This window comes from Klebsiella sp. GL120222-02 (assembly GCF_003097195.1).
Classification (GTDB): Bacteria; Pseudomonadota; Gammaproteobacteria; order Enterobacterales; family Enterobacteriaceae; genus Klebsiella; species Klebsiella variicola.
Genome location: NZ_QEQO01000003.1, coordinates 550185 through 573330, shown reverse-complemented (window position 1 = coordinate 573330; position 23146 = coordinate 550185). Strand labels below are relative to the sequence as shown.

The window sequence follows — 23146 nt, the reverse complement described above, 5'->3', positions numbered from 1 at the left end:
TCCGGCCGGCGCGGATAACGCCAGGGCTCTTCATGTCTACATGCGCACTTATTTGAGGGTGAAAGGAATGCTAAAAGTTATTCAATCTCCAGCCAAATATCTTCAGGGTCCTGATGCTGCTGTCCTGTTCGGTCAATATGCCAAAAACCTGGCGGAGAGCTTCTTCGTCATCGCCGACGATTTCGTGATGAAGCTGGCGGGAGAGAAAGTGGTGAATGGTCTGCAGAGCCACGATATTCGCTGCCATGCGGAACGGTTCAACGGTGAATGCAGCCATGCGGAAATTAACCGTCTGATGGCGATTTTGCAAAAACAGGGCTGCCGCGGCGTGGTTGGCATCGGCGGCGGTAAAACCCTCGATACCGCGAAGGCGATCGGTTACTACCAGAAGCTGCCGGTGGTGGTGATCCCGACCATCGCCTCGACCGATGCGCCAACCAGCGCGCTGTCGGTGATCTACACCGAAGCGGGTGAGTTTGAAGAGTATCTGATCTATCCGAAAAACCCGGATATGGTGGTGATGGACACGGCGATTATCGCCAAAGCGCCGGTACGCCTGCTGGTCTCCGGCATGGGCGATGCGCTCTCCACCTGGTTCGAGGCCAAGGCCTGCTACGATGCGCGCGCCACCAGCATGGCCGGGGGGCAGTCCACCGAGGCGGCGCTGAGCCTCGCCCGCCTGTGCTATGATACGCTGCTGGCGGAGGGCGAAAAGGCCCGTCTGGCGGCGCAGGCCGGGGTGGTGACCGAAGCGCTGGAGCGCATCATCGAGGCGAACACCTACCTCAGCGGCATTGGCTTTGAAAGCAGTGGCCTGGCCGCCGCCCACGCGATCCACAACGGTTTCACCATTCTGGAAGAGTGCCACCATCTGTATCACGGTGAGAAAGTGGCCTTCGGTACCCTGGCGCAGCTGGTGCTGCAGAACAGCCCGATGGATGAGATTGAAACGGTGCTGGGCTTCTGCCAGCGCGTCGGCCTGCCGGTGACCCTCGCGCAGATGGGCGTCAAAGAGGAGATCGACGCGAAAATCGCCGCGGTGGCGAAAGCCACCTGCGCGGAAGGGGAGACCATCCACAATATGCCGTTCGCGGTGACCCCGGAGAGTGTGCACGCCGCTATCCTCACCGCCGATCTGTTAGGCCAGCAGTGGCTGGCGCGTTAATTCGCGGTGGCTAAACCGCTGGCGCCGGTCGGCGGTTTTTCTTTCTCCCCTCTGGCAGTGGCTGCCGGAGGGGTTCTCTATGGTAAAACGCGGAAAACAGTATGACTGTTCAGACTCAGGATACCGGGAAGGCGGTCTCTGCCGTCATCGCCCAGTCATGGCATCGCTGCAGCAAGTTTATGCAGCGTGAAACCTGGCAAACGCCGCACCAGGCCCAGGGCCTGACTTTTGACTCGATCTGTCGGCGTAAAACCGCGCTGCTGACCATCGGTCAGGCGGCGCTGGAGGACGCCTGGGAGTTTATGGACGGTCGCCCCTGCGCGCTGTTTATTCTTGATGAGACCGCCTGCATCCTGAGCCGCTGCGGCGAACCGCAAACGCTGGCCCAGCTGGCTGACCTGGGGTTTCGCGACGGCAGCTACTGTGCGGAGAGCATTATCGGCACCTGCGCGCTGTCGCTGGCCGCGATGCAGGGGCAGCCGATCAACACCGCCGGCGATCGGCATTTTAAGCAGGCCCTGCAGCCATGGAGCTTTTGTTCGACGCCGGTGTTTGATAATCACGGGCGGCTGTTCGGCTCTATCTCGCTTTGCTGTCTGGTGGAGCACCAGTCCAGCGCCGACCTTTCCCTGACGCTGGCCATCGCCCGCGAGGTGGGCAATTCACTGCTCACCGACAGCCTGCTGGCGGAATCCAACCGCCACCTCAATCAGATGTACGGCCTGCTGGAGAGCATGGACGATGGGGTGATGGCGTGGAACGAGCAGGGCGTCCTGCAGTTTCTCAATGTTCAGGCGGCGAGACTGCTGCATCTTGATGCCCAGGCCAGCCAGGGGAAAAATATCGCCGATCTGGTGACCCTCCCTGCGCTGCTGCGCCGCGCCATCAAACACGCCCGCGGCCTGAATCACGTCGAAGTCACCTTTGAAAGTCAGCATCAGTTTGTCGACGCGGTGATCACCTTAAAACCGATTGTCGAGGCGCAAGGCAACAGCTTTATCCTGCTCCTGCACCCGGTGGAGCAGATGCGGCAGCTGATGACCAGCCAGCTCGGTAAAGTCAGCCACACCTTTGAGCAGATGTCTGCTGACGATCCGGAAACCCGGCGCCTGATCCACTTTGGCCGCCAGGCGGCGCGCGGCGGCTTCCCGGTGCTGCTGTGCGGCGAAGAGGGGGTCGGGAAAGAGCTGCTGAGCCAGGCCATCCACAATGAAAGCGAGCGGGCGGGCGGCCCCTACATCGCCGTCAACTGCCAGCTGTATGCCGACAGCGTGTTGGGCCAGGACTTTATGGGCAGCGCCCCCACTGATGATGAGAATGGCCGCCTGAGCCGGCTTGAGCTGGCCAACGGCGGCACCCTGTTTCTGGAAAAGATTGAGTATCTGGCGCCGGAGCTGCAGTCGGCTCTGCTGCAGGTCATTAAGCAGGGAGTGCTCACCCGCCTTGACGCCCGGCGCCTGATCCCGGTGGATGTGAAGGTGATCGCCACCACCACCGTCGATCTGGCCAACCTGGTGGAGCAGAACCGCTTTAGCCGCCAGCTGTACTATGCGCTGCACTCGTTCGAGATCGTCATCCCGCCGCTGCGCGCCCGACGCAACAGTATTCCGTCGCTGGTGCATAACCGCCTGAAAAGCCTGGAGAAGCGTTTCTCTTCGCGACTGAAAGTGGACGATGACGCGCTGGCGCAGCTGGTGGCCTACTCGTGGCCGGGGAATGATTTTGAGCTCAACAGCGTCATTGAGAATATCGCCATCAGCAGCGACAACGGCCACATTCGCCTGAGTAATCTGCCGGAATATCTCTTTTCCGAGCGGCCGGGCGGGGATAGCGCGTCATCGCTGCTGCCGGCCAGCCTGACCTTTAGCGCCATCGAAAAGGAAGCTATTATTCACGCCGCCCGAGTGACCAGCGGGCGGGTGCAGGAGATGTCGCAGCTGCTCAATATCGGCCGCACCACCCTATGGCGCAAAATGAAGCAGTACGATATTGACGCCAGCCAGTTCAAGCGCAAGCATCAGGCCTAGTCTCCTCGATACGCGCCATGGAGAACAGGGCATCCAACAGGCGATTGCTGTAGCGTAGCGGTATCGATAAGTGAGACGGGTCCGGCGGGTAACGAGGTTAACTTTCCCCGGCAGGACGCCGGGGAGCAGGGTTATTTTTTGATGACCGCGCTGAGATCGCCGAGTTTAGCGGTGGGGTTCTTGTGGCACTCCTGCAGCATTTTCGGTACCGAGACGGTTTCGACTTCATGCCAGTCGACATAGTCGCCGCCGCTGAAGTCGGTGTTGCGATTCACGACCCAGAAGGCCACGGGGGTCATGCTTTTCGGGTTCATATCCATAAACTCCTGACAGGTCATATTCTGCGGTGTGGTTTCCTGAACCGCGAACGCCGGGCTGGTCATCAGACAGAATGTGGTGGCCGCCGCGGTCAACACGAGTGCTTTAGGTAAATTCATTTTCTTCTCCAGTGATAAAATACGGCTTAAGCCTGGGCGTGCTTCATCTTATTGCGCAGGACCAGAAAGCCGATGGCGCTAAATATCATTTCAACGCCGATAAACGCGGTGATAAATAACCAGCTTTGCTGCGGGTTCATTGCCAGCCACAGGCAGGCGATAAGTAAATCCAGCAAACCGATAAAAATATTCCAGCCAGCGCCGCTTTGTTTTCGGGTTTGACATCCGCTGACGATGCGGGAAATACCGCCGAGAACAAATAAAAAGCCAAATAAAATGGCCAGACTGCTCATACCGTTGAGGGGATTGACGACAAAGCTCAGGCCGAGCACGATCCAGGCGATGGCGAAGATCAGCGCCACCAGGCGTGATTTCCAGTGCTGCTGGCGGAAGACAATCAAGCTGTACAGTGAATAGAAGCCACAGATCATCAACAACATGCCGGTTACCACGGCGAGATACCAACCGGCGACCAACGGCCAGGCCAGGCAACAGGCCCCGCAGATAAACAGCAGGGCGGCCATCATGCCGGCATGCCGTTTATATCGTAAGAAGATGCGTGGACTAAACGCATTTAAAGTGTAATGGCTAAACATAAACATAATTGCTCCGCAGATCCCGGTAGGCGGCCTGGTGCTGAAATAAACGTATGGTTTATTCCGCGGGCCAAAAAAAATGTCTGAGAAAAATAGTAGGCCGCGGTATCGCCAGGCGTAAATAAGAGCGCCGAGGTCACTTTATACGCCTGGTCTGACAGCTGTCAGACCAGGCCCGCAATATCGCTTCCGGGCTCTGATTCTCAATAACCACGATATTTTTTAAGCTGGCTGCGTTTGGTGATGCTTACCGATTTTAATCAGGAGTTAACAATGAAAAAAGTCATTCTGGCGAGCCTGCTGGCAACCATGATGGGTACCTCTCCGGTGTGGGCGGCAGACAGCGCGACGGCAGCGCCAACCGCGGCAGCCACGGCGCAGGTACAGAAAGAAGCTGCCGATGTGCTGCAGGTGGCGGTGCAGGGCGCGAACGCGATGCGCGACGTCCAGTTCGCCCGTCTGGCGCTGTTCCACGGCCAGCCGGAGAGCGCCAAAAAACTGGCAGACGACGCCGCCGCGCTGCTGGCCGCCGATGACGCCAGCTGGGCGAAGTTCGTGAAAACTGACGCCACAGCAAAAATGATCGCCGATCGCTATGTGGTGATCAACGCGACCGTCGCCCTGTCTGAAGACTACGTGGCCACACCGGAAAAAGAGAGTGCCATTAAATCTGCCAACGAAAAGCTGGCGAAAGGTGACCAGAAAGGGGCTATTGATACCCTGCGTCTGGCCGGCATCGGCGTGATCGAGAACCAGTATCTGATGCCGCTCAACCAGACCCGTAAAGCGGTGGCGCAGGCGCAAAAACTGCTGAAAGCCGGGAAGTATTACGAAGCGAATCTGGTGCTGAAGGGCGCTGAAGAGGGCATTGTGGTGGATAGCGAGATGCTGGTGGCAGGCAACTGATCCTCGTTCCACCCTGAGAGAGCGCAGAGGAAGAAACTGACATGGATGTCCCCTTAACGCTCGGGCAGGCGGACTGCCCGAGCGGAACGGCTAGCGGCCGATCAGGGCGTTGATTTCGCCGTCGATCTCGCGCATGACGCCGGTGATGTGCTGTACCACCTCCAGACAGCTTGCCGGCGTCAGCGAATCAGGTCGCTTAGCCTCAAAAGGGGCGCACAATTGTTGTAGCGCAGTAATCCCCAGAATTTGTGCTGAACCGTGCAGACGGTGCAGCGCTCGCAGAAAGGTCTGCGGTTCATGCCGGACGATAGCCTGTCCGGCGGCCTGCAAATCTGTGGCCGACGCATCGCGGAACGTCTCCAGTATTTCAGTCATCAGCGCCTGGTCTCCCCCCGTATTTTCGGTCAGCACGTTGAGCTTCAGGTGCCGGGTGACGTTAGGTGATGCGCGGCCCTCCGCTAAACGGCTGAGCTCATGGCTCAGCGTCTGAACCGACACCGGCTTAAACAGACACATATTCATGCCGCTGGCCAGACACGCCTCCCGTGACTGCGGCAGCGCGCTGGCGGTCACGCCCCAAATGACCAGGCCCGGATAGCGACGGCGTAACGAGGCCGCCAACGCCAGACCATCTTTCCTGGGCATATTGAGGTCCGTGATCAGCAGATCGTAATGTTTGCTGGCGAGCTTATTCTCCGCCTCTTCACCGTCGCAGGCTTCATCGACGCTATAGCCGATGGTGCTGAGCTGGCGTTTAAGCAGCAGCCGGTTGGTGGGGTGGTCGTCCGCTATCAATATCGCCAGCCCGGGCAGGGCCTGCGGCCTGGTGGGCAATGCCTGCGGCGCATGAAGCGCGCAGTGACTCGCCTTGACCGGCAGGGTGATGGTGAAAGTTGTCCCCACCCCCGGGTGACTGACCATCTCCAGTCGACCCTGCATCAGCGCAACCAGCTCTTTGCAAATGACCAGCCCCAGTCCGGAGCCGGTCTGCTGGCGCCCCTGGCGCGCCTGAGCATAGCGGTGGAAGAGAGTAGCCTGCTCTGCTTCACTGATCCCGCAGCCGCTGTCGCTGACGATGAGCGTCAGCTCCCCCTGCGTCTCATCCGCCTGCACCAGCCGGCAACTGACCTGAATCGCACCCTCGGCGGTAAACTTCAGCGCATTGCCGATGAGATTATTGAGGATTTGCCGTAGCGCCTGCGGGTCGAGCCACAGCATGATCCCTTCCTGCAGCGCGTTATGGTGGTGCAGAACGATGCCCTTTTGCTGCGCCAGCGCGTCGAAGGTGTGGCATTGCTGCGACACTAACTGTGCGACATCGCTCCACTGCGGGGTGATCTGGTATTTTCCCGACTCAATCTTGTCGATATCGAGAATATTACCGATCAGCCCCAGCAGAGTTTGCGCCGTCGATCCCGCCAGCTCGATCGCCTCTTTACGCTGGCCGCCGTTCAGCTCCGGTTTCGCCAGCAGCTCCAGAAAGCCGACGATGGCGCTCACCGGCGTGCGCAGCTCGTGGCTCATGCTGGCCAGAAAGCGGCTCTTCGCCTTTGTCGCCTGAATCGCTTTGTCTTTTTCGCGCTCCAGCGCACAGGAGAGCGCCTCCTTCTGCGCCAGCTCGTCTTCCAGCCGCTGTTGGGAGTCTTTGCGTTTGCGCACTTCCCGGCACAGGGAGAGTCCCCAGCCGAGACTGATGGCGATCAGCACCAGCGCAAAGGCGATCAGCTGGTAAAACTGGCGGCTGTACTGGCTCCAGTTCTCTATTTGCTGGCTGGATATTTTCGACCACTTCTCGGTCATCTGCAGAATATCCCGTGGTGGAATCGCCTGCAGCGCTTTGCCAAGAATGGCGGCCAGCACCGGTTCATCGCGCGGGATGGCCAGCCGAATGGCGGCGACCGGGAGTCCGTCGATGCGGGTGTAGTGCAGGCCCTGCGGATAGTAGTGATCGATCACATAGCGGGCGGAGAGTTCCGAGGCCACGGCGGCATCCACTTCGCCTTCCTCCACCATCTTCATGGCGACACCAACGTTATCCGTCTCTACCCAGTTAACCTGCGGAAAGCGCGCTTTCAGGTCGTGGGCGGCGATCGGCCCCACCGGCAGGGCGATCCGCACCGATCGCGTCAGCAGATGCGGGTCGGGCGCGCTGCCGCGGGCGACCAGCACAAAGGCCACGTTAATGAGCGGATCGCTGAGGGTGACGTAGGCCTGCGGTTGCGAATTGAGGGTGGCGGCGGGCATGATCGCCCAGTCCTCTTTTTCCATGCGCTTTGCCAGATCGTGGCGATTGCGCACCAGGATGGGGTCAAACTGTAGTCCGGTCTGCAGTGAGAAAATATTCAGCATATCGGCCATGATGCCGCGCAGCTCATCTTCGTCATCCACCAGGGTAAAGGGCGGAAAGTAGGGGTTGACCAGCAGGCGGACGCGACGATGCTTCTGTAGCCAGCGCTGCTCCTCGGCGCTAAAGGGGAGGGGGGTATTGAGAAACGACAGATCGCCGCGGTTGAGCCAGTTTTGCATGATCCGCATCGCGGTATCGCTGTCGATGGCATGAATGAAACGATCGAGGATCTGGTGTAACTCCGGCCGATCGTCGCGGGTGACGAAGCGGTTGTGTTGTTCCTGCTGACGAAAATAGTGCGCAATGACCAACGATTGCGAGAAATACTTCGAGATACAGTGGCCAGTGGTGATGTTGTTGCCAATGAAATACTGATTTTCACCGCTGACCACCGAGGCAAGCGCCTGATAGTCGCTATCGTAAAGGGTGATTTTGGCGTTGGGAAACGCCTGCTGAATAATATCGAAAAAGGCGCATTCGCGGGTGCAGGCCAGCGTAACGCGGCGGTCAGTGGTCAGCGGCGGCAGGGGGGATTTCAGCGAGGTCACCAGCGCCGGCCAGGTTTTGATCAGCGGCGCGGTTCGTACCAGGCCTGCGGCGAGCGCATCCCGGTGAGCTACCTGAGTGAGCAGGGTATCGACCTGCCGGTCGTCCAGGGCGGCCAGCGCCTGCTGCTCGGTGTCATACTGGCGGATAATCACCTTCAGTCCGAGGCTGTGCTTCATCAGTGCCAGATAGTCGGCGTTGATGCCCTGATAACTTTTCTCGTCGCCGTCATAGACGATGGGCGTCCTCTCGGGAAGCCAGGTCCCGACGGTCAGCGTAGGCTGCGCCGCCAGCCATGCTTTCTCCTTACCGCTAAGCGGGATATCGATCGCCGCGATATGAGAATGGCTCTTCAGCTCCAGCTGTTTCATGGCATACGTGGCAGGAGAGAGACTCAGCGCCAACCCGACAACGACGGATAAAATAAGACGAACCGCCATGCCATCACCCTATTTTATTGCGTTGCGCAAAGTCATATAGCTCAAGCAGGGTGCTGCAGCCTAATTTATCCATCAGACGGACCTTATAGGTACTTACCGTTTTATTGCTGATATTCATTTTGCTGCCGATGGTGGTGTAGTCGACGCCGCTGAGAATATAGCGGAACACCTTCATCTCCTGCGTTGACAGCGTATCCAGCCGGTCCTGATCGGTGATGCCGTGGGTGCAGAAGCGTTCCAGTGAAAAGGGGAAATAGCTGTAGCCATTATTGGCTGCGTCGATTGCGGCGAGGATATTATTCATTCCCTCTTTTTTACTCACAAAACCATTTGCTCCGCAGTCGGCGCTGCGTTTGCCGTAGAACAGTTCATTCTTCGCGGAAATGACGATAATTTTTCCCCGGTAACGGCGTTTGCGCAGCTGCTCCAGAACGTCGATGCCGCTGAGCTCCGGAATATCGACATCGACAATCAGCAGGTCAGGCTGCATGCTTTCTGCGGTCTGCACCGCATGGGCGCCGCTGTCGAGTTCTGCCGCGACGGTAATGCCGTTGGTGTCGAGAAGATTGCGAATGGCGATACGTGCCAATGGATGATCGTCAATGATTATCGCATTCATGGGGGCGTAAATCCTGATATGAAAAAAGAAGGGCGATGCCTGGTGCAGGTGCGGCGGGGATTATTTTTATCGGTGCCGGAATAAGGCGCAATTGTAACACAAATCGTTTTCGGCCGGGAAAATATTGTGGATGAGTGCTTGTCGAATATATTTGCATATCTGGATGACAGCTGTAGGAACAGGCGTTCACTGACTTCAGCGCTGTCTGCTGTTAAAAAAAATGCAAACGATTAATCTGCTCTTTTTAAGGTGAGTAGCCCGGAATTCCCTCCGGCAACAGCTGGCAGGTAAATAATAACAATGGCAAAAGAAAAGCGCGCCCTCTGGCGAAAATGGGGTTGGAAACGTCTGATGGCAGGAATAATCATTCTGGCAATAAGTAGCGTCGCGGCGGGAAAGAATATCGCACCCGATGAGGTACGGACTCGCGATATGATGCGCTGTCAGGATTATCTGCAACTGGACCCGCGCACCTGGACGCCGATGGTGATCTGGTTGATGAACGATCCTTTTTCTCTGCAGCCGCCGGAGTGGACCGACTTTCATGAAGCTGAACTGGTGCTGACGCCGATCCTCACCGAAATCTGCCGCCAGGAGCCAGATGCCTGGCTGACTTCGCTGCGTGAACGGCTCAATTCTTATCAGCAGGTGCGGTCGCTGAATTAAGCGACCGCGGTAAAGCGGCAGGAAAAGTGACTAAGTGTGCAGTCAGCGGCCTTCTCCTGCGCAAAGGCTCAGCAGCGGCCCGCTTTTTTCGACAGGGCGTCGCAGGTTTTGCTCGCTGGCGTCGGGTTGCTGCCGGCACAGATGGCATCCGAGACGGTACTGCCGCCGCCCAGTGGGATCAGCCCGTAAAGTTTCGGCTCGGCGGCTTTTGTCACATAGCATCGATGGCTGGTTTTGCCGATGGTGGCCACAAAATTGGTTTTCACATCCTGCTGCTTCGCATCGGAAATTGTCACCTGTGAAGCATCGACATTAAAAGCAAAGGCGGCGGCCTCTTTCATTTCACTTTCCGTCGCCATTGGCGGTTTAGCTACGCAACCCATTAATAACAGTGCCAGACAGGTACTGATTGATATATCCCGCATTTTCATCATTTCATCCTTTTTGTGAGTCAACGGGTTATATATAAGAGGGGCGAGAGGGGAGTATTGATTTCGATCAGCTGGTGCAGGCTATGGTTATTTTTCAGATATTGACCTGAATTTTAACGAGCCTGGTTGCTGCCGCTGCTGCCGTTTGCTCTCCTGCGTGCCGGCTACCTTCTTTTGCATTCATTTCCCGGCGGCAGAAAAATCTAGTTTTAGCCCAACGCCGACCTCGTTGATTTTGATAAAACGCGCCAGGCTAATCTTAGCCGCAAGATCGGTACAATGGCATGGATAGAGGGAATCTGGGGATAATGCTTTAAGATAATCCCCTGTCTGCGTGAGGCGATCTTCATCGGCATTTTGCAGATGGAATCCGCCAATGACCGACACAATGTGATTCTCTCCGGTAACCTGTTTGGCATATTCGATAATGTTAGCTATTCCCGCGTGAGAACAGCCTGTGACTACCACCAGTCCCTCTTCTGTCTTTGTTGCCAACGCAGAATCATCCATAACGTAATCATCAGTGATTTCGCCGTTATCATCCACCGTTTGGCCTACCGGTGTCAGCATCTCGAATTTATTGTCCCTTGGTATTTGACCAAGAAAGATGATGTTTTCAGTGAGTGGATAAGGTTTTTTGCTGCAAATTTTATCGAAGAAGAGATCATTTTGATCGAATCTGTAGTTGATCCCTATAGATTTTGCATCAAAATACTTTGGGTTTAATGCATCTGGATGGCAAACTAAGTTTATCTTTCTCTCAGGCGTGAAATTTAGGCGATCATAATGTTGGGTTAAATGATTGAGGCCCCAGGTATGATCGTTATGCCCATGCGATAAAACGATACTATCGATGGTGGTTAAATCAATTTGCAACGTTTGCGCATTCTGCAAAAAAACATCCGAATATCCGGTATCGAAAAGGATTTTTTGTCCATCATGCTCAATCAGATAGGATACACCAGGCTCACCGACAAGATACCTGTCAATTAATGTATTATTATCAACCAGAACCGTTAATTGCATCAGCAAATCCTCGATGTTGCGCCAACAATATGAAAAGGAAACTCTTTCTATTATGGACCGGTGTTATGCCACATTCATTGCGGATAAGCAATTCACCAACATTTGGCTTGCACGTTAATGCTGGCTAGCCACCTGCAGGAAAAAGAATGGGCACAGCTAAAAAATTCGCAAAGCCCGCTTCTTGCTTGAGTTAGCTATTAATGCAGACGCGGCAACTATCGTGTCAATGGCAGCGGTGGCAGGGCAATCACTGTCTTTCATTCCTGACAACTTAACCTGTCTATGAGTATGCCGGTATTACGCCACGCCCTCGTGGTAGACCGAATGAACGCGACCGTCAGGTCGGGCCGTTCGACATCCACGATCCTGAGGGCTGCAGGGATGGAAATGCGCAATTGCCCGCATCGCTGAACTGACTTGAGAAACGTCGTATCTAGTAGCATTGCTAATGTTGATATATCTTATTTCTATTTGTTATTAATGAATTGTTGACAATATTTAGCTGAACTGATTCAGCTTTATCCCGGCAGGATAAAGTTTTATAAAAATTATGTAGTTAAAATTTAAAGGGTTGTAATCAGCTCGCAAGGTAGAAAGATCGTCTGGATTTTATCCGCTATCTTGAAGGGGTTAATAAATCTGCGTTATAAATTGACCGCACTATTTAGAATGAAATGGAAATATCTGAATGCGTTATTCAGATAAATAGTGAAACAAATCTTATTATACTGGTAGCTTCAGGACAGGGTATGTTTATGAAGAATGGAATTATTCTATCAATCGCCGATCGTATCAAAGACGCGCTTCCCATACCAACAGACGAATTCAGGAAAAGGCTTGAAGAGGACTGTTATGTAATATGGAAACTACCGCAATTTTATATCCGGCAAATCACCCAGTCCTCCATCATTCCCGCCTGTACTGATTATACTGAAGCAAAAAATGCAGAGGTACATGGCGCTTATGGTTCTGCCCGCCATTAAAACCAATGGTGAAATCATTTGCAAAGTTCTGTTTGTCACCGTCGGTGCGATGATGGTGACGCTTTCAGTAAAATATTTTACAGGAGTATGAAATGGCAATGGTCAATGAAAATATCGTCATTCGTCTGGCGCAAGACGTAGACATCCCTGAGGTGAAACAATTGCTGGAGCGCTATCACGCTAAAAATCTTGCAGGCGAGCAGCGGGCGAATGGATTTGTCACCACCGATATGACGCAGCAGCAATTAAGCGAACTGAGTTCAGCCGAAAGTGGTGTAGTGATCGCTGTTGATCGTTCATGTAACAAGGTTATTGGCCTGTTGCTCGGCGGATCGTGGGAATTTCTCAGCCCCTGGCCCATGTTTAAATATATGGCAAGTATTCTCAACGAATATCGCTACCAGGGGAAAAAACTGGATGCGGCTAGCTCATATCAGTATGGCCCCATCTGCGTCGCAGAAGAGTATCGTGGTCAGGGCGTGGGCGAGTTGCTGCTTGCGTATCAGCGCAAGGTGTTCGCCCCGCGTTATCCCGTCATCGTTACTTTCGTCAATGTACTGAACCCGCGCTCGTATGCGTTTCATACCCGCAACCAGTTTGAAGACGTCGGTTTCTTTAACTTCAATGGCAATAAGTACCACATGATGGCATTACCGACCTCCTGAGCGTTGGGCTGAAATAGTGCGGCATACCCGGCGGGCGTCTTCGGCGCCTGTCGGCATAAGCGCAGGTCCAGGTTAAGCCGGTGGTTTGCCGATCGCTGTTCTCTTCAGGGAAGGCTGAAAAGGAAAAGGGCCTACGTTTGCACGTAAGCCCTTGATATCTGGTGGCCCCTGTTGGGTTTGAACCAACGACCAAGCGATTATGAGTTCCTACCTGAACAACCGAAAATCAATGGTTTGCGTTATTTATCATTGACATAGATTGCCATCATTTGCCAATGATTACCCATTATCAGCCATTTCTACCGCCACTTTATCGCCACTAAAATGCGCTATGTTTGTGAATGCAGTTACATACATATGGGTTAAAAAATAGTAAATTGGACATATCTTTTTTTCCACCCGAGGACATAAAGTGAACGAAAATAGCCATGATAAAAATGTTACTGAAGATGAGTACGCTGAATTTTGGAAGCATTTTAATGCGAGATATGACGATCCACTCGTGAAAGATGTAAAGAAAACATATCGATGGTTTGTTGAGGTTATGGGGGAAGAAAAATGGTTTGAGCGAAGAGATAATGTTCTGCGGTATTTTCGTACCCTCACTGAAAGGTTATATAGCAGTCAAACAGATGTTTCTTTACATGAAAAAGATTCGCGTATGGCCTTTTATGATGATTGGATCGCTTGGTATTTGTACCTTGCAGAATCACTTGCCGATCGCCCAACAGTTGATGAACCTGCACAATCCTCTAGAATTTTGCCGTTCTTTGCCACCATCGGAGAATTTAGCGAAGAGTTAAAGCGTACAAAAGGCATTGAAAATAAACTTAAAGATTTACTTATTAAACCTGAGAATCAACCAGACTCTGTCTTATTTGAATTAGTAGTTGCTGCCTGTTATATAAAAAATGGTTGGGAAGTAGAGTTTATACCTGAGTCAGGTGCAGGTAAAACACCAGACCTTCTGGTGAAGAAAGAAAATGATAAACTATATGTAGAATGTAAAAGGCTTGCAAAGGTAACTCAATATTCAGAAAATGAACGTATGGAATGGGTTAAAAGATGGCAGAAAGCTCTACCTTACATAATTTCTTACCCATATCCTGTTTTTTTTAATGTAAAGTTCAAATGTGAGGTCAATAGCACCAACCCTGATATTTTTTTGAATGTTGTTAGGCATTTATACGCCTCAAGAGATTTGATGCAATGCGGTGTTGTATGTTGTGAAAATGATGAAATATCAGTAGTTGCAAATTTAATTGATATGGACCGAGTAAATGAACACTTTGCCAAATGGATAGTAAAGTATCCTTCGCCACAACTTAACTATCTTTTAGATGATAACTATGAACCCCATGGTAGTTATACGATGGCATTACAGGCTAAACTTTGCACTTATAGCGAAGATGAATATAGTACAATTAATGTTTTTGCCGATGAGATAAGGAGACCTTTCTGTGCTAAATGGGAATGTATAGCAGATGAGTCGATTTCCAAAAAAGCTAAAGATGTTAAGGGGTTACTTGTGAAAGCTGTAAAGCAAGCCCCAAGTGATGGTAAAACAGTTATCCATATTGGATATGAAACATTACATGGCCCTCATGTCGAGGTGCTTCGTGATAAAAAAATTACTAATATGTTAGCTAATTTTGATTGCGAGGGTAAGGATATTGAGATTATATATTGCCACTCTTTCCAACCAAGGCTATTTTCAGATAACAATTGGGATTTTGCCGAAACTGTTAGGTATTATACAAGAGGTGTTAGCAAAAAGTATCTTTTGAAGAGAATGATGCTTTTGGAAAGAGAGGGTATTGTTGAGTCCAACGATACCCATTGGGAGCAAGATCTACGAGAAATGAATAATAAATAAGCCTAACTAAATGTATTTAATGGATTAAGCTTAACAGCGTCTTCTAAGTGGTCTGGAGCAAAATGTGCATACCGCATTGTCATTTTGATATCGGTATGCCCCAAAACGCGTTGTAAAACTAAAATATTACCACCATTCATCATAAAGTGACTGGCGAAGGTGTGGCGCAAAACGTGGGTAAGCTGCCCTGCCGGTAGTTCGATGCCTGTTCTTTCCAGAGCTGAGCGGAATGCGCCATAACAATCACTAAACAACCGGCCTTTTTTATCATCAGGCAGAGACTCATAGAGTTCTTTGCTGATTGGGACGGTGCGGTTTTTTCTGCCTTTCGTGTTGGTGTATGTGATTTTGTATTTCGCGAGTTGGCTTTTTCTCAGACTCTCGGCCTCTGACCACCGTGCGCCAGTGGCGAGACAAATTCTTACCACTGTTTCTAAATCAGGGTGGTCGTGCCGTTTACACTCTCCAAGTAGTTGCGAAATTTGGTCGTGAGTTAGCCAGGCCATTTCCATTTCTTCAATGCGGAATGGGCGCATATTTTTCAGTGGGTTTTCACCTTTCCATTCTCCGAGGCGGTTTAGCTCATTGAACACTGCCCGGAAGTAGGCCAGCTCAAGATTAAGCGTGCGAGGCGATACCTCTTTCACTCTGTTTGAACGGGCATGCTCACCTTTCAACCGTTTTTCTCGGTAGCGGGAAAACATCTGTGCATCGAAATCGCGTGCGAGTGGCTCGCCCATACACTCAAAAGCATGGTGCATGGCTAACTGACGTTTCAAGCCATCTTTCAGTGTAATGCCATGAGCGCTATACCATGAGTCAACCAGCTCTTTTAACGTGCGCCTGTCTTCCTTTTCTTCCTGCCACGGGTTTTGAACGGTGTACTGTTCAAACGCCAGAGCCTCGCCCTTGGTAGCGAATTTCTTTCTGATGCGTTTGCCTTTTGCACCGTTTGGGTAGAGCTCACAAATCCAACCGCCAGCTGGATTTTTACGCACAGTCATTAGTTAACCTCGCTGTATACACCCATCACGCGACCTAATGCTTTAATGTCATCAAATCCACATTCGAAGGGAACCTTGCCCCCTGCTACATGTAGTCTTCTGCCTGGCAATTTTGTTAATTCTCGAATGCTAATAGCACCTTCAATATCGACGAGCCATTCTCCGTCTGATAGGGATGCGTCTCGCTCGATGAAATGGAGTTTTCCGTCAGCGTAGACGGCAATTGGATTCGTAAGCGGCTTGCTAAAGAACTTGCCAGCAATACTCAAATCGCCATCACTAACCAGAGTCTCTTCACTTAATGTGAATTTCTCCACATTTTGGGTATCGGTATTCATGTTTCCGGTTGTAGGTGACCCTTTGCCGGTGAGCAGCCAAGCGAGATTTACGCCAGTTTCTAGGGCGCAATGCACAATAAAGTCATAAGAAATGGAATCGCGACTGTACCTGTTAGCAAGAGAGCTTGATGCAATTTCAAAGTGTCTAGCTAATTGAATTTTCTGAGAAAATCCGTAAGCCTCGCAAATCCTATCCAGCACTTCTTCATTGTTAAAACCAAGACCTTCAATTCTCATGTAGCTTTAACCTATTTACAAACTCCATTTTGGGAGCTATGTTAAGCCTAAACCTAGGCAATTAATGGCGAACGTTGGCAAACAGATGGCTATTAATTGCAATCTTTAGTAAAAGGGGAATCATGCAACATGGCTTCTGAAATCGCAATCATCAAAGTTCCTGCACCAATCGTTACTCTGCAACAATTCGCAGAGCTTGAGGGTGTTTCTGAACGCACCGCCTACCGCTGGACAACCGGCGACAACCCTTGTGTACCAATCGAACCACGCACCATCCGTAAAGGCTGCAAGAAAGCAGGTGGTCCGATTCGTATTTATTACGCACGCTGGAAAGAAGATCAGTTGCGTAAGGCGTTGGGCCATTCCCGTTTTCAACTCGTCATCGGCGCTTAATTCACTTTATGTGAATTGTAAGGATGAGACATGTTTGATTTTCAGGTTTCCAAACATCCCCATTATGACGAAGCGTGCAGGGCTTTTGCGCAGCGTCACAACATGGCGAAGCTGGCCGAGCGCGCTGGTATGAACGTTCAGACGTTACGTAACAAGCTCAACCCGGAACAGCCTCACCAGTTCACGCCGCCTGAATTGTGGCTGCTGACTGACCTGACCGAAGACTCAACCCTCGTTGATGGTTTTCTGGCGCAGATTCATTGTCTACCGTGCGTGCCGGTAAATGAGCTGGCTAAAGACAAATTGCAGTCTTATGTCATGCGAGCAATGAGTGAACTCGGCGAGCTGGCAAGCGGTGCGGTCTCTGATGAGCGCCTGACCTCTGCACGTAAGCACAACATGATTGAAAGCGTAAATGCTGGAATTCGCATGTTGTCATTGTCGGCTCTGGCGCTGCATGCGCGGCTTCAGGCTAACCCGGCAATGACAAGCGTTGTAGACACCATGAGCGGTCTCGGTGCCTCATTCGGTCTGATGTGAGGTGCTTATGTTGAATACTGAACCGTCATTCGCGTCTTTGCTTAAAAAGCAAAGTCCCGGCATGCACTATGGCCACGGCTGGATCGCAGGTAAGGATGGCAAGCGCTGGCACCCGAGCAGCTCACAGGCTGATTTACTGGCTGGTCTCTCCACTCAAAAGCAGGGGGAATCATGGCTATCGAAGCTGTTTCTGCGACTGTTCCGCTAAAAGCGGGTGAACGTCTGGCCGGTCTCAATCATGTGGCTGAATTGCGCGCGAGATATTGGGGCGATAGCTGGAAAGAGGTTGAACGTTTTGTCGATGATATGCGCGATAAACGTGACCCACAATTTGAAGAAAATAATCGGGCGCTGGCCGCTATTTTCTTTCTGGCAAAAATCCCGGCGGCTCGTCATGAGCTCGAATTAAGTGAGCTGACTACTGACGAGAAAAAGGCGCTTATTACAGCGATGAATCATTTTCGTGCAGTTGTGAGTTTATTTCCCAAACGGCTAACCATGCCGAATTAATCCAAACAGAAATTTAATGGCGTAAACCCGCCGGGCTTCTTATTGCCCGAAATCAGGAGAATAAATTATGCGTAATACCATAACCCGTAGTTTTAATACAGATAGCGATGCGCTGGCCGTATTGCTGACCGATGCCAAAAAAGAAGAACGTAAAGACCGCGCGCTCGCTGTTTCAATCCGTCTTGAGGCACTGGCGATACATATCACCAAAGAGGGGATGAGCGGTACCGAAGCCGCCGAACTGCTGCGCCGTGAAGCCACTCGCTTTGAGAATGAATCACAGGAGCTGCACTAATGGCCGACGCAATGGATTTAGCACAACTGCGCGAGCAGGAAGACCGCGAACGCCACATCAGCAACGCGCGTAGCCGTATCGCTGCACCTTCCCGTTTTCTCTGCGAAGAATGTGACGCACCAATCCCGGAAGCTCGCCGCATTGCGATTCCGGGGGGGGCCTTTTGCGTGACCTGTCAGGAGGTCACCGAATTGAAATCTAAACATTATCGGGGGGTATGACTTGGCGGTTCAATTCGCTTACCCGTGGAATGCTCCACGGTCGGCAATAGCCAGCCCATATCTTACCTATGACCAACAGCATCGCCGCGACCGTATGTTCGCGGCTTTGCTGCATGCGAGAAAAGTGCTTTCTCTCCAGCCTGAGTGTGTGCGTTTTGATGTTTATCGAACCGCTACGGTGCTGGAGCAAAATCAGGGCAGTCAACGAGCCAATGCCTTTTTAATCAGCTTCTGCAAAAAGGCATTGCCGCGTCTTGAACTGGTCGCAAAAAAATATGAGTGTGTAGGTATCAACAGCAACGTATCAGCCGCTGTTTTTGGCGGTCTTTTTGATACCCAGCTTATGCAATATCTTGCGTCACGCATGGTTAATATGGTTGCCAGATATAACCGCCTCCCGGATATGTCGCGCGCCGATATTGACCTGCTGGCCTCTGATATCGCTAATTTCATTCGCGCTGAACTGGCTGACATTGATGACACCGGATTTAGCGAGCTTAAAACGCTGTACACCTGGTACATGCGAGCCGGTTTCATTTCCCTGCAATTCAACGTTACCCCGCCGCATTGGGAGAGGGTGACAAAGAAATATGTTGGTGAGGATGAAATAGCCCCTGCTATCACTCGCATGTTTAATGAGGTTTGGTGGCGTGGCCGATTACGACGCATTGCGGCTGCATGGCGCGAACACCTGCACATTGCCGTTGGCAACGTCAGCAAGAAAAAGCATGCTTACGCGAGTAAAAACTGCGTGACCGACTGGCGCGAGCAGAAGCGCCGCACGCGTGAATTTCTCAAGGGGCTGGATCTCGAAGACGAAGACGGCAACCGCATCAGCCTGATTGAAAAATACGATGGATCGGTCGCTAACCCTGCGATACGTCGCTGCGAGCTGATGACCCGCATCCGTGGGTTTGAAAATATCTGCAATGAGCTCGGTTATGTCGGTGAGTTTTATACCCTGACCGCGCCGTCAAAATATCACGCCACAACTAAGGCGGGTTACCGTAACACCAAATGGAAAGGAGCCAGCCCGTCGGACACGCAAAGTTATCTCACCGGCCTTTGGGCGCGTATTCGTGCCAAACTACATCGGGAAGAAATCCGCATTTTCGGCATCCGTGTTGCCGAACCTCATCACGACGGAACGCCACACTGGCACATGCTTATGTTCATGTTGCCGGAAGACGTCGAGCGCGTGCGCCTCATCATCCGTGATTATGTGTGGGAGGAAGACCGCCACGAACTGAGAAGCGATAAAGCCAAAAAAGCGCGCTTTCATGCCGAGGCCATTGACCCGGAAAAAGGCAGCGCTACCGGCTATGTTGCTAAATACATTTCGAAAAATATCGACGGCTATGCTCTTGATGGTGAAACCGATGGCGAAAGCGGTGAGCTGCTGAAAGAGACAGCCCCCGCTGTATCAGCATGGGCGGCGCGCTGGCACATCCGTCAATTCCAGTTTATCGGCGGTGCGCCGGTGACGGTCTACCGTGAATTGCGTCGTCTCGCCGATACCGAGACCGCGCACGCTCTGAGCGTTGAATTTGCCGCCGTCCATGATGCCGCTGACGCCGGTGACTGGGCTGGTTACGTTAATGCGCAGGGTGGCCCGTTTGTCCGTCGCGATGATTTGCAGGTGCGCACGCTTTATGAACCGCGCGCCGAGTTTAACCAGTATGGTGAGGAAACCGTCTGCATCCGTGGCGTGTACGATTCTGCTGTCGGTGCTGGTACCCCGATTTTAACCCGGCTAACGCAGTGGAAAATTGTACCGAAGCGTGCCGTTGATTTGGCCGTTGACGTTAAGGGCGCTCCTGCGCCCTCTCGGAGTTCTGTCAATAACTGTACGGGAAGCGAAAGCGATCTGCCGGAGCTGGATTTATCCAAACCGTTGAGTCGAAGTGAAAGGCGGAAGCTAACAACCAGACTCAGGGACAAAAAACGGGTCACCAGGCGTGATTTTATCCACGGAACGGATAAACAAAGTGCAGCCATTGACAGAACAATAGACGAGATTCAGCTCACGACCGGCGAAACTATCAGCCGGGGTGAGGCTCTGCACCTGATGGCTGGTGGCAAAAGTTGCATAAACGGCAAATGGTGCCGTGGTTCATCAACCGGTGAGATTTTCCCGGCAGCACCGTCACACCGGGCGCAGGCCAGACAAATCCTAAATCGAGTCGCGGGGTTAGCGTCAGTTACTAAGTTGAGGCTGTGACTAATTCATAGCCATATCATGCACATACGTCCTTTTGTAGCGTAACTTTTTCTTTCATCTTTTTATCGATACGTGATACTGTGTATTTATACAGTATCCCGTATTGGAGGTTGTGTGGATAGAGAGTTAAACGAGCAAGTCATGATTGAACGGGTCGAAATGATTGCGCGTCTGACGACAGAGGGTGTTTGTCAGGAAAGAGATCGTGAAATTGCTTTGAATTTAATTGCGGAAATTGCGAGAGGGAACTTGATGAAAAATAACTCTTTTTCAGTTGTTTTCGCTCCCGCTCCTGTTGAACAAAGATTAAAAAAAGGGGGCGAAGTGAGGGTTAACATCACGTTGGATAAAGACCAAAAAATCGGGCAGCAAGTTGTCGATGCTTTTCAGTGCGAGTTGACCCGACGCGTACAATCAATTTTCCCATCAACGAGAGTAACGGTAAAAAAAGGGTCAATGACAGGAGTCGAACTGGTTGGGTTCGACCAGGCGTCAGACCGAGAAGCGTTGGACGGTATTCTTCAGGAAGTATGGGAAGATGAGAGCTGGCGTTAGTTCCTGAAAAATGTATAACCATCGACCCCGTGTTTGATAGCATGGGGTTGTTTTGTATGGGGATTACACATAAAGGAAAATCATGGATACCGTAATAGCATTTTTATCTTTGGCACTCTTTATTGCTTTTATCGTGGGTTTACTCAAGCCGTCTCTGGTTCGGATGCCGAACCGTAAGCGCTCCAGTGCGGTTTACCTTGGTGGCTGTCTCGCGTTGGGCGTTATTGGCTCAATTTTATGGCCGCCTGAAAAGAGTCAGCCTGTTGCAAAAACTGATGCACTGGAGGTTAAAGCGGAACCGGCTACGCCAACGTTTGAGTATGCAGATAAAACCCTCAAAGAATATCGCAATGAGCCAAAAGAAACCCGACACGATATCGTTAAAAACTATGTTGATTTCAAAAGTGTACCGGCCAGCTCTACTGATGTTTTTTATGCTTGTATGAGTGAGTACACTTTTACTAAAGATGATGTATTAAAGCTTGGTGATGTGTTGGGGTGGTGTTTCAATGACTTTGAGAAAGAGCCGCAATCTCTGAATAATAAAATCAACCTTGACGCATTTCAAAGTAATTTCAGCGGTTGGGATGGCTCTTATCGCCCGTTAGAAAAACTAATAAAATCGAACATGAATAATGATTCATCTTATAAACATGTTTCAACGGTCTATCATTTGATTTTAAATAAAGACCCGCATGCAGTTGTAAAAACGACGTTTCGTGGTACAAACTCATACGGTGCAATTGTAAAAGAGACTATCGCCGCTCGTGTAGATGTCAGAACAGGTGAAATTGAATCAGTAATCGATAATTAATCATAACGCCGCCAGCCCTGAAAGTGCCTTTCTGGTCTGGCGGCGTTGAACAACGAGCTAAGCGAGGCGTTAGAATTTTCTCTAATGAAGAGTGTTATGATAACCGCAAACTTGCTAAGCTCATCCTATGGTACGCATGTGAGTTTATATCAAGATTTGGAGAGGATTAGATGAAGGTTTCAAAAGAGCAGTTCTTATCAGTTATGTCATCAGTTGAGGATTTTGAAATCATCAAAAGCAAAAGTAAAAAAAATGATGATGATGGACTCACTATGGTTAAGTGGAAAGGACAAGTGTTATTTGTTTTATTCAATGATGGAAAATTGCCGTCTGAAATAAAAGATGATGATGATGTTAATTCAACGGTGTCTTATGATTATGCGATTTCATTGTTGGTTATGGCTAAGAAAATCCTTATTGATGTTGAGCCTTTGGTGAAGTACAAGATAGCAAACTATGTAAATATGAAATCTGATTTTAGTTCCATTGTAATTTATCGAGAAGACTTGGATTTATTTACAATCGATGTTAGACATAACGCATTCATGTCATCTAATAGTTCGCATGATATTAAGCTATCATTCATTTCAATGGTTTTAACCGGGGCTGTCACCTCACGAGAGTTACACAATCAGATTGAGGCCTATAAAAATTCGCCTGAAAAATTTTTAGAAGAATGCATAGGGTTACACGAATGAAAAATGCGACGCTGACAGTTTTTTTGCTTACACTGCTTGTGAATATGGTGATTTCTTTTTTTATTGGCTATAAGTACAAAGATTTTCTTAGTAGTTTTCTATCGCCGGCGATCTATTATCAAGCCGTTGTTTTCATTTCACTTACTGTTCCTCTGGTAATCTCATTCCTATACGGTGTTGTTTGTCGTAAAATTGTTATGTGGAGGCTTGATAAGTTTAAGAAAAAACAGATAGATGTATCCAGACTCGATAGTGTCACTAAGGAAATGTATCAAGAGATAGTGGAGCAGGATTTACCAACTAAAGCACAAATAAAAGAAATGCATGAAGCATTGAAGAAACAATTTTAGAGGGGTAAATAAGTTTTTCAATCAAGTTGCTAAACGTCGTACTTCATTTACATTGTTGGCGCATGCAGTTGTTGCATTTTTTTGCATGCGCCGTAATACACACAATCATCTGTCCTAATACAGAACTGGCGCGGATCCGATGACCTGTTGCATCTGCATTAATTCCGACCCACGAAGCGGGCAGGCGAGGCGGGGAAAGCACTGCGCGCCAGCGTACTTTTGCGCATTTATTTTCGCAAC

At 50.8% G+C, this 23146-nt stretch carries 26 protein-coding genes and 1 pseudogene; 18 read left to right on the top strand and 9 right to left on the bottom strand.

What is annotated here, in order from left to right; genetic code table 11:
* Positions 1–67: 67 nt before the first annotated feature.
* Positions 68–1165: a glycerol dehydrogenase gene (locus N438_RS12810; protein ID WP_044613632.1), complete on the top strand. Its 1098-nt coding sequence runs from the start codon at positions 68–70 to the stop codon at positions 1163–1165.
* A 101-nt stretch (positions 1166–1266) separates the two neighbouring features.
* Entirely contained in the window at positions 1267–3192 is a 1926-nt protein-coding gene (gene dhaR / locus N438_RS12805; RefSeq protein WP_032733834.1) for a dihydroxyacetone kinase operon transcriptional regulator DhaR, read from the top strand.
* On the opposite strand, the pseudogene N438_RS12800 reads toward dhaR, so the two are convergent.
* From N438_RS12800 to N438_RS12790, 3 genes and pseudogenes are all read right to left on the bottom strand, one after another.
* Positions 3170–3247, bottom strand: a pseudogene (locus N438_RS12800) (cobalamin adenosyltransferase); the annotation flags it as partial. The gene dhaR and the pseudogene N438_RS12800 sit on opposite strands and share 23 nt — an antisense overlap.
* A gap of 76 nt (positions 3248–3323) precedes the next feature.
* Complete coding sequence (hdeB, locus tag N438_RS12795; RefSeq protein ID WP_094917591.1) at positions 3324–3629, bottom strand: acid-activated periplasmic chaperone HdeB; 306 nt, start codon at positions 3627–3629, stop codon at positions 3324–3326.
* A gap of 26 nt (positions 3630–3655) precedes the next feature.
* The gene (locus N438_RS12790; protein ID WP_012540525.1) at positions 3656–4231 is read right to left on the bottom strand and encodes an HdeD family acid-resistance protein; all 576 of its coding nucleotides are present in this window, start codon (positions 4229–4231) and stop codon (positions 3656–3658) included.
* A 237-nt stretch (positions 4232–4468) separates the two neighbouring features.
* Between N438_RS12790 and N438_RS12785 the strand changes: the two genes are divergently transcribed.
* Positions 4469–5131 (top strand): YfdX family protein, encoded by a 663-nt coding sequence (locus N438_RS12785; RefSeq protein WP_165587095.1) that lies wholly within the window; start codon positions 4469–4471, stop codon positions 5129–5131.
* A 90-nt stretch (positions 5132–5221) separates the two neighbouring features.
* Here N438_RS12785 and N438_RS12780 read toward each other — a convergent pair whose 3' ends face one another.
* Both N438_RS12780 and evgA read right to left on the bottom strand, forming a co-directional pair.
* Positions 5222–8464, bottom strand: a complete 3243-nt coding sequence (locus N438_RS12780) for a transporter substrate-binding domain-containing protein (protein WP_116696322.1) — start codon at positions 8462–8464, stop codon at positions 5222–5224.
* A 4-nt stretch (positions 8465–8468) separates the two neighbouring features.
* A complete protein-coding gene (evgA, locus tag N438_RS12775) occupies positions 8469–9083 on the bottom strand; it encodes an acid-sensing system DNA-binding response regulator EvgA (protein ID WP_008806546.1) in 615 nt (204 codons plus the stop codon).
* A gap of 300 nt (positions 9084–9383) precedes the next feature.
* On the opposite strand from evgA, the gene N438_RS12770 reads away from it, so the two are divergent.
* Positions 9384–9749, top strand: coding sequence for an HdeA/HdeB family chaperone (locus tag N438_RS12770; RefSeq protein WP_162494467.1), 366 nt, complete (start codon positions 9384–9386; stop codon positions 9747–9749).
* 68 nt (positions 9750–9817) lie between these two features.
* Here the strand turns inward: N438_RS12770 and N438_RS12765 are convergent, their stop codons facing one another.
* Complete coding sequence (locus N438_RS12765) at positions 9818–10090, bottom strand: hypothetical protein (protein ID WP_032691249.1); 273 nt, start codon at positions 10088–10090, stop codon at positions 9818–9820.
* A gap of 270 nt (positions 10091–10360) precedes the next feature.
* Complete coding sequence (locus N438_RS12760) at positions 10361–11206, bottom strand: MBL fold metallo-hydrolase (RefSeq protein ID WP_116696321.1); 846 nt, start codon at positions 11204–11206, stop codon at positions 10361–10363.
* A 749-nt stretch (positions 11207–11955) separates the two neighbouring features.
* Here N438_RS12760 and N438_RS12755 point away from each other — a divergent pair.
* The 3 genes from N438_RS12755 to N438_RS12745 all read left to right on the top strand — a co-directional run bounded on the left by N438_RS12755 (position 11956) and on the right by N438_RS12745 (position 14730).
* Positions 11956–12189 carry a hypothetical protein gene (locus N438_RS12755; protein ID WP_116696320.1) on the top strand — a complete coding sequence of 78 codons (234 nt, stop codon included), beginning with the start codon at positions 11956–11958 and terminating at the stop codon, positions 12187–12189.
* Positions 12190–12281: 92 nt separating this feature from the next.
* On the top strand, positions 12282–12854 hold the full coding sequence (locus N438_RS12750) for a GNAT family N-acetyltransferase (protein WP_023323299.1): 573 nt from the start codon (positions 12282–12284) through the stop codon (positions 12852–12854).
* A gap of 412 nt (positions 12855–13266) precedes the next feature.
* Entirely contained in the window at positions 13267–14730 is a 1464-nt protein-coding gene (locus N438_RS12745) for a hypothetical protein (protein ID WP_116696319.1), read from the top strand.
* A 2-nt stretch (positions 14731–14732) separates the two neighbouring features.
* Here the strand turns inward: N438_RS12745 and N438_RS12740 are convergent, their stop codons facing one another.
* Both N438_RS12740 and N438_RS12735 read right to left on the bottom strand, forming a co-directional pair.
* Positions 14733–15734, bottom strand: coding sequence for a tyrosine-type recombinase/integrase (locus tag N438_RS12740; RefSeq protein ID WP_044524794.1), 1002 nt, complete (start codon positions 15732–15734; stop codon positions 14733–14735).
* Positions 15734–16309 (bottom strand): phage repressor protein CI, encoded by a 576-nt coding sequence (locus tag N438_RS12735; RefSeq protein ID WP_044524792.1) that lies wholly within the window; start codon positions 16307–16309, stop codon positions 15734–15736. The genes N438_RS12740 and N438_RS12735 overlap by 1 nt, the downstream gene beginning before the upstream one ends.
* Before the next feature lie 129 nt (positions 16310–16438).
* On the opposite strand from N438_RS12735, the gene N438_RS12730 reads away from it, so the two are divergent.
* From N438_RS12730 to N438_RS12680, 11 genes are all read left to right on the top strand, one after another.
* Complete coding sequence (locus N438_RS12730) at positions 16439–16702, top strand: hypothetical protein (protein ID WP_010835444.1); 264 nt, start codon at positions 16439–16441, stop codon at positions 16700–16702.
* Between the two features lie 30 nt (positions 16703–16732).
* Entirely contained in the window at positions 16733–17242 is a 510-nt protein-coding gene (locus tag N438_RS12725) for a phage regulatory CII family protein (RefSeq protein ID WP_039818858.1), read from the top strand.
* Positions 17243–17249: 7 nt separating this feature from the next.
* Positions 17250–17450, top strand: coding sequence for a phage filamentation protein Fil family protein (locus N438_RS12720; RefSeq protein ID WP_023343330.1), 201 nt, complete (start codon positions 17250–17252; stop codon positions 17448–17450).
* Entirely contained in the window at positions 17414–17752 is a 339-nt protein-coding gene (locus N438_RS12715; RefSeq protein ID WP_000963463.1) for a DUF5347 domain-containing protein, read from the top strand. Before N438_RS12720 ends, N438_RS12715 begins: the two co-directional genes overlap by 37 nt.
* 67 nt (positions 17753–17819) lie before the next feature.
* On the top strand, positions 17820–18047 hold the full coding sequence (locus tag N438_RS12710; RefSeq protein WP_044524787.1) for a DUF2732 domain-containing protein: 228 nt from the start codon (positions 17820–17822) through the stop codon (positions 18045–18047).
* Positions 18047–18268 carry a TraR/DksA family transcriptional regulator gene (locus N438_RS12705; RefSeq protein ID WP_044524785.1) on the top strand — a complete coding sequence of 74 codons (222 nt, stop codon included), beginning with the start codon at positions 18047–18049 and terminating at the stop codon, positions 18266–18268. The genes N438_RS12710 and N438_RS12705 overlap by 1 nt, the downstream gene beginning before the upstream one ends.
* Positions 18269–18416: 148 nt before the next feature.
* Positions 18417–20489, top strand: a complete 2073-nt coding sequence (locus N438_RS12700) for a replication endonuclease (protein WP_165818802.1) — start codon at positions 18417–18419, stop codon at positions 20487–20489.
* Positions 20490–20603: 114 nt separating this feature from the next.
* Positions 20604–21044 carry a DinI-like family protein gene (locus N438_RS12695; RefSeq protein WP_052542046.1) on the top strand — a complete coding sequence of 147 codons (441 nt, stop codon included), beginning with the start codon at positions 20604–20606 and terminating at the stop codon, positions 21042–21044.
* 82 nt (positions 21045–21126) lie between these two features.
* Positions 21127–21858, top strand: coding sequence for a hypothetical protein (locus N438_RS12690; RefSeq protein WP_044524783.1), 732 nt, complete (start codon positions 21127–21129; stop codon positions 21856–21858).
* 170 nt (positions 21859–22028) lie between these two features.
* Entirely contained in the window at positions 22029–22556 is a 528-nt protein-coding gene (locus N438_RS12685) for a hypothetical protein (RefSeq protein WP_044524781.1), read from the top strand.
* Positions 22553–22906, top strand: a complete 354-nt coding sequence (locus N438_RS12680) for a hypothetical protein (protein WP_044524779.1) — start codon at positions 22553–22555, stop codon at positions 22904–22906. Before N438_RS12685 ends, N438_RS12680 begins: the two co-directional genes overlap by 4 nt.
* The last annotated feature ends 240 nt before the right edge of the window (positions 22907–23146 follow it).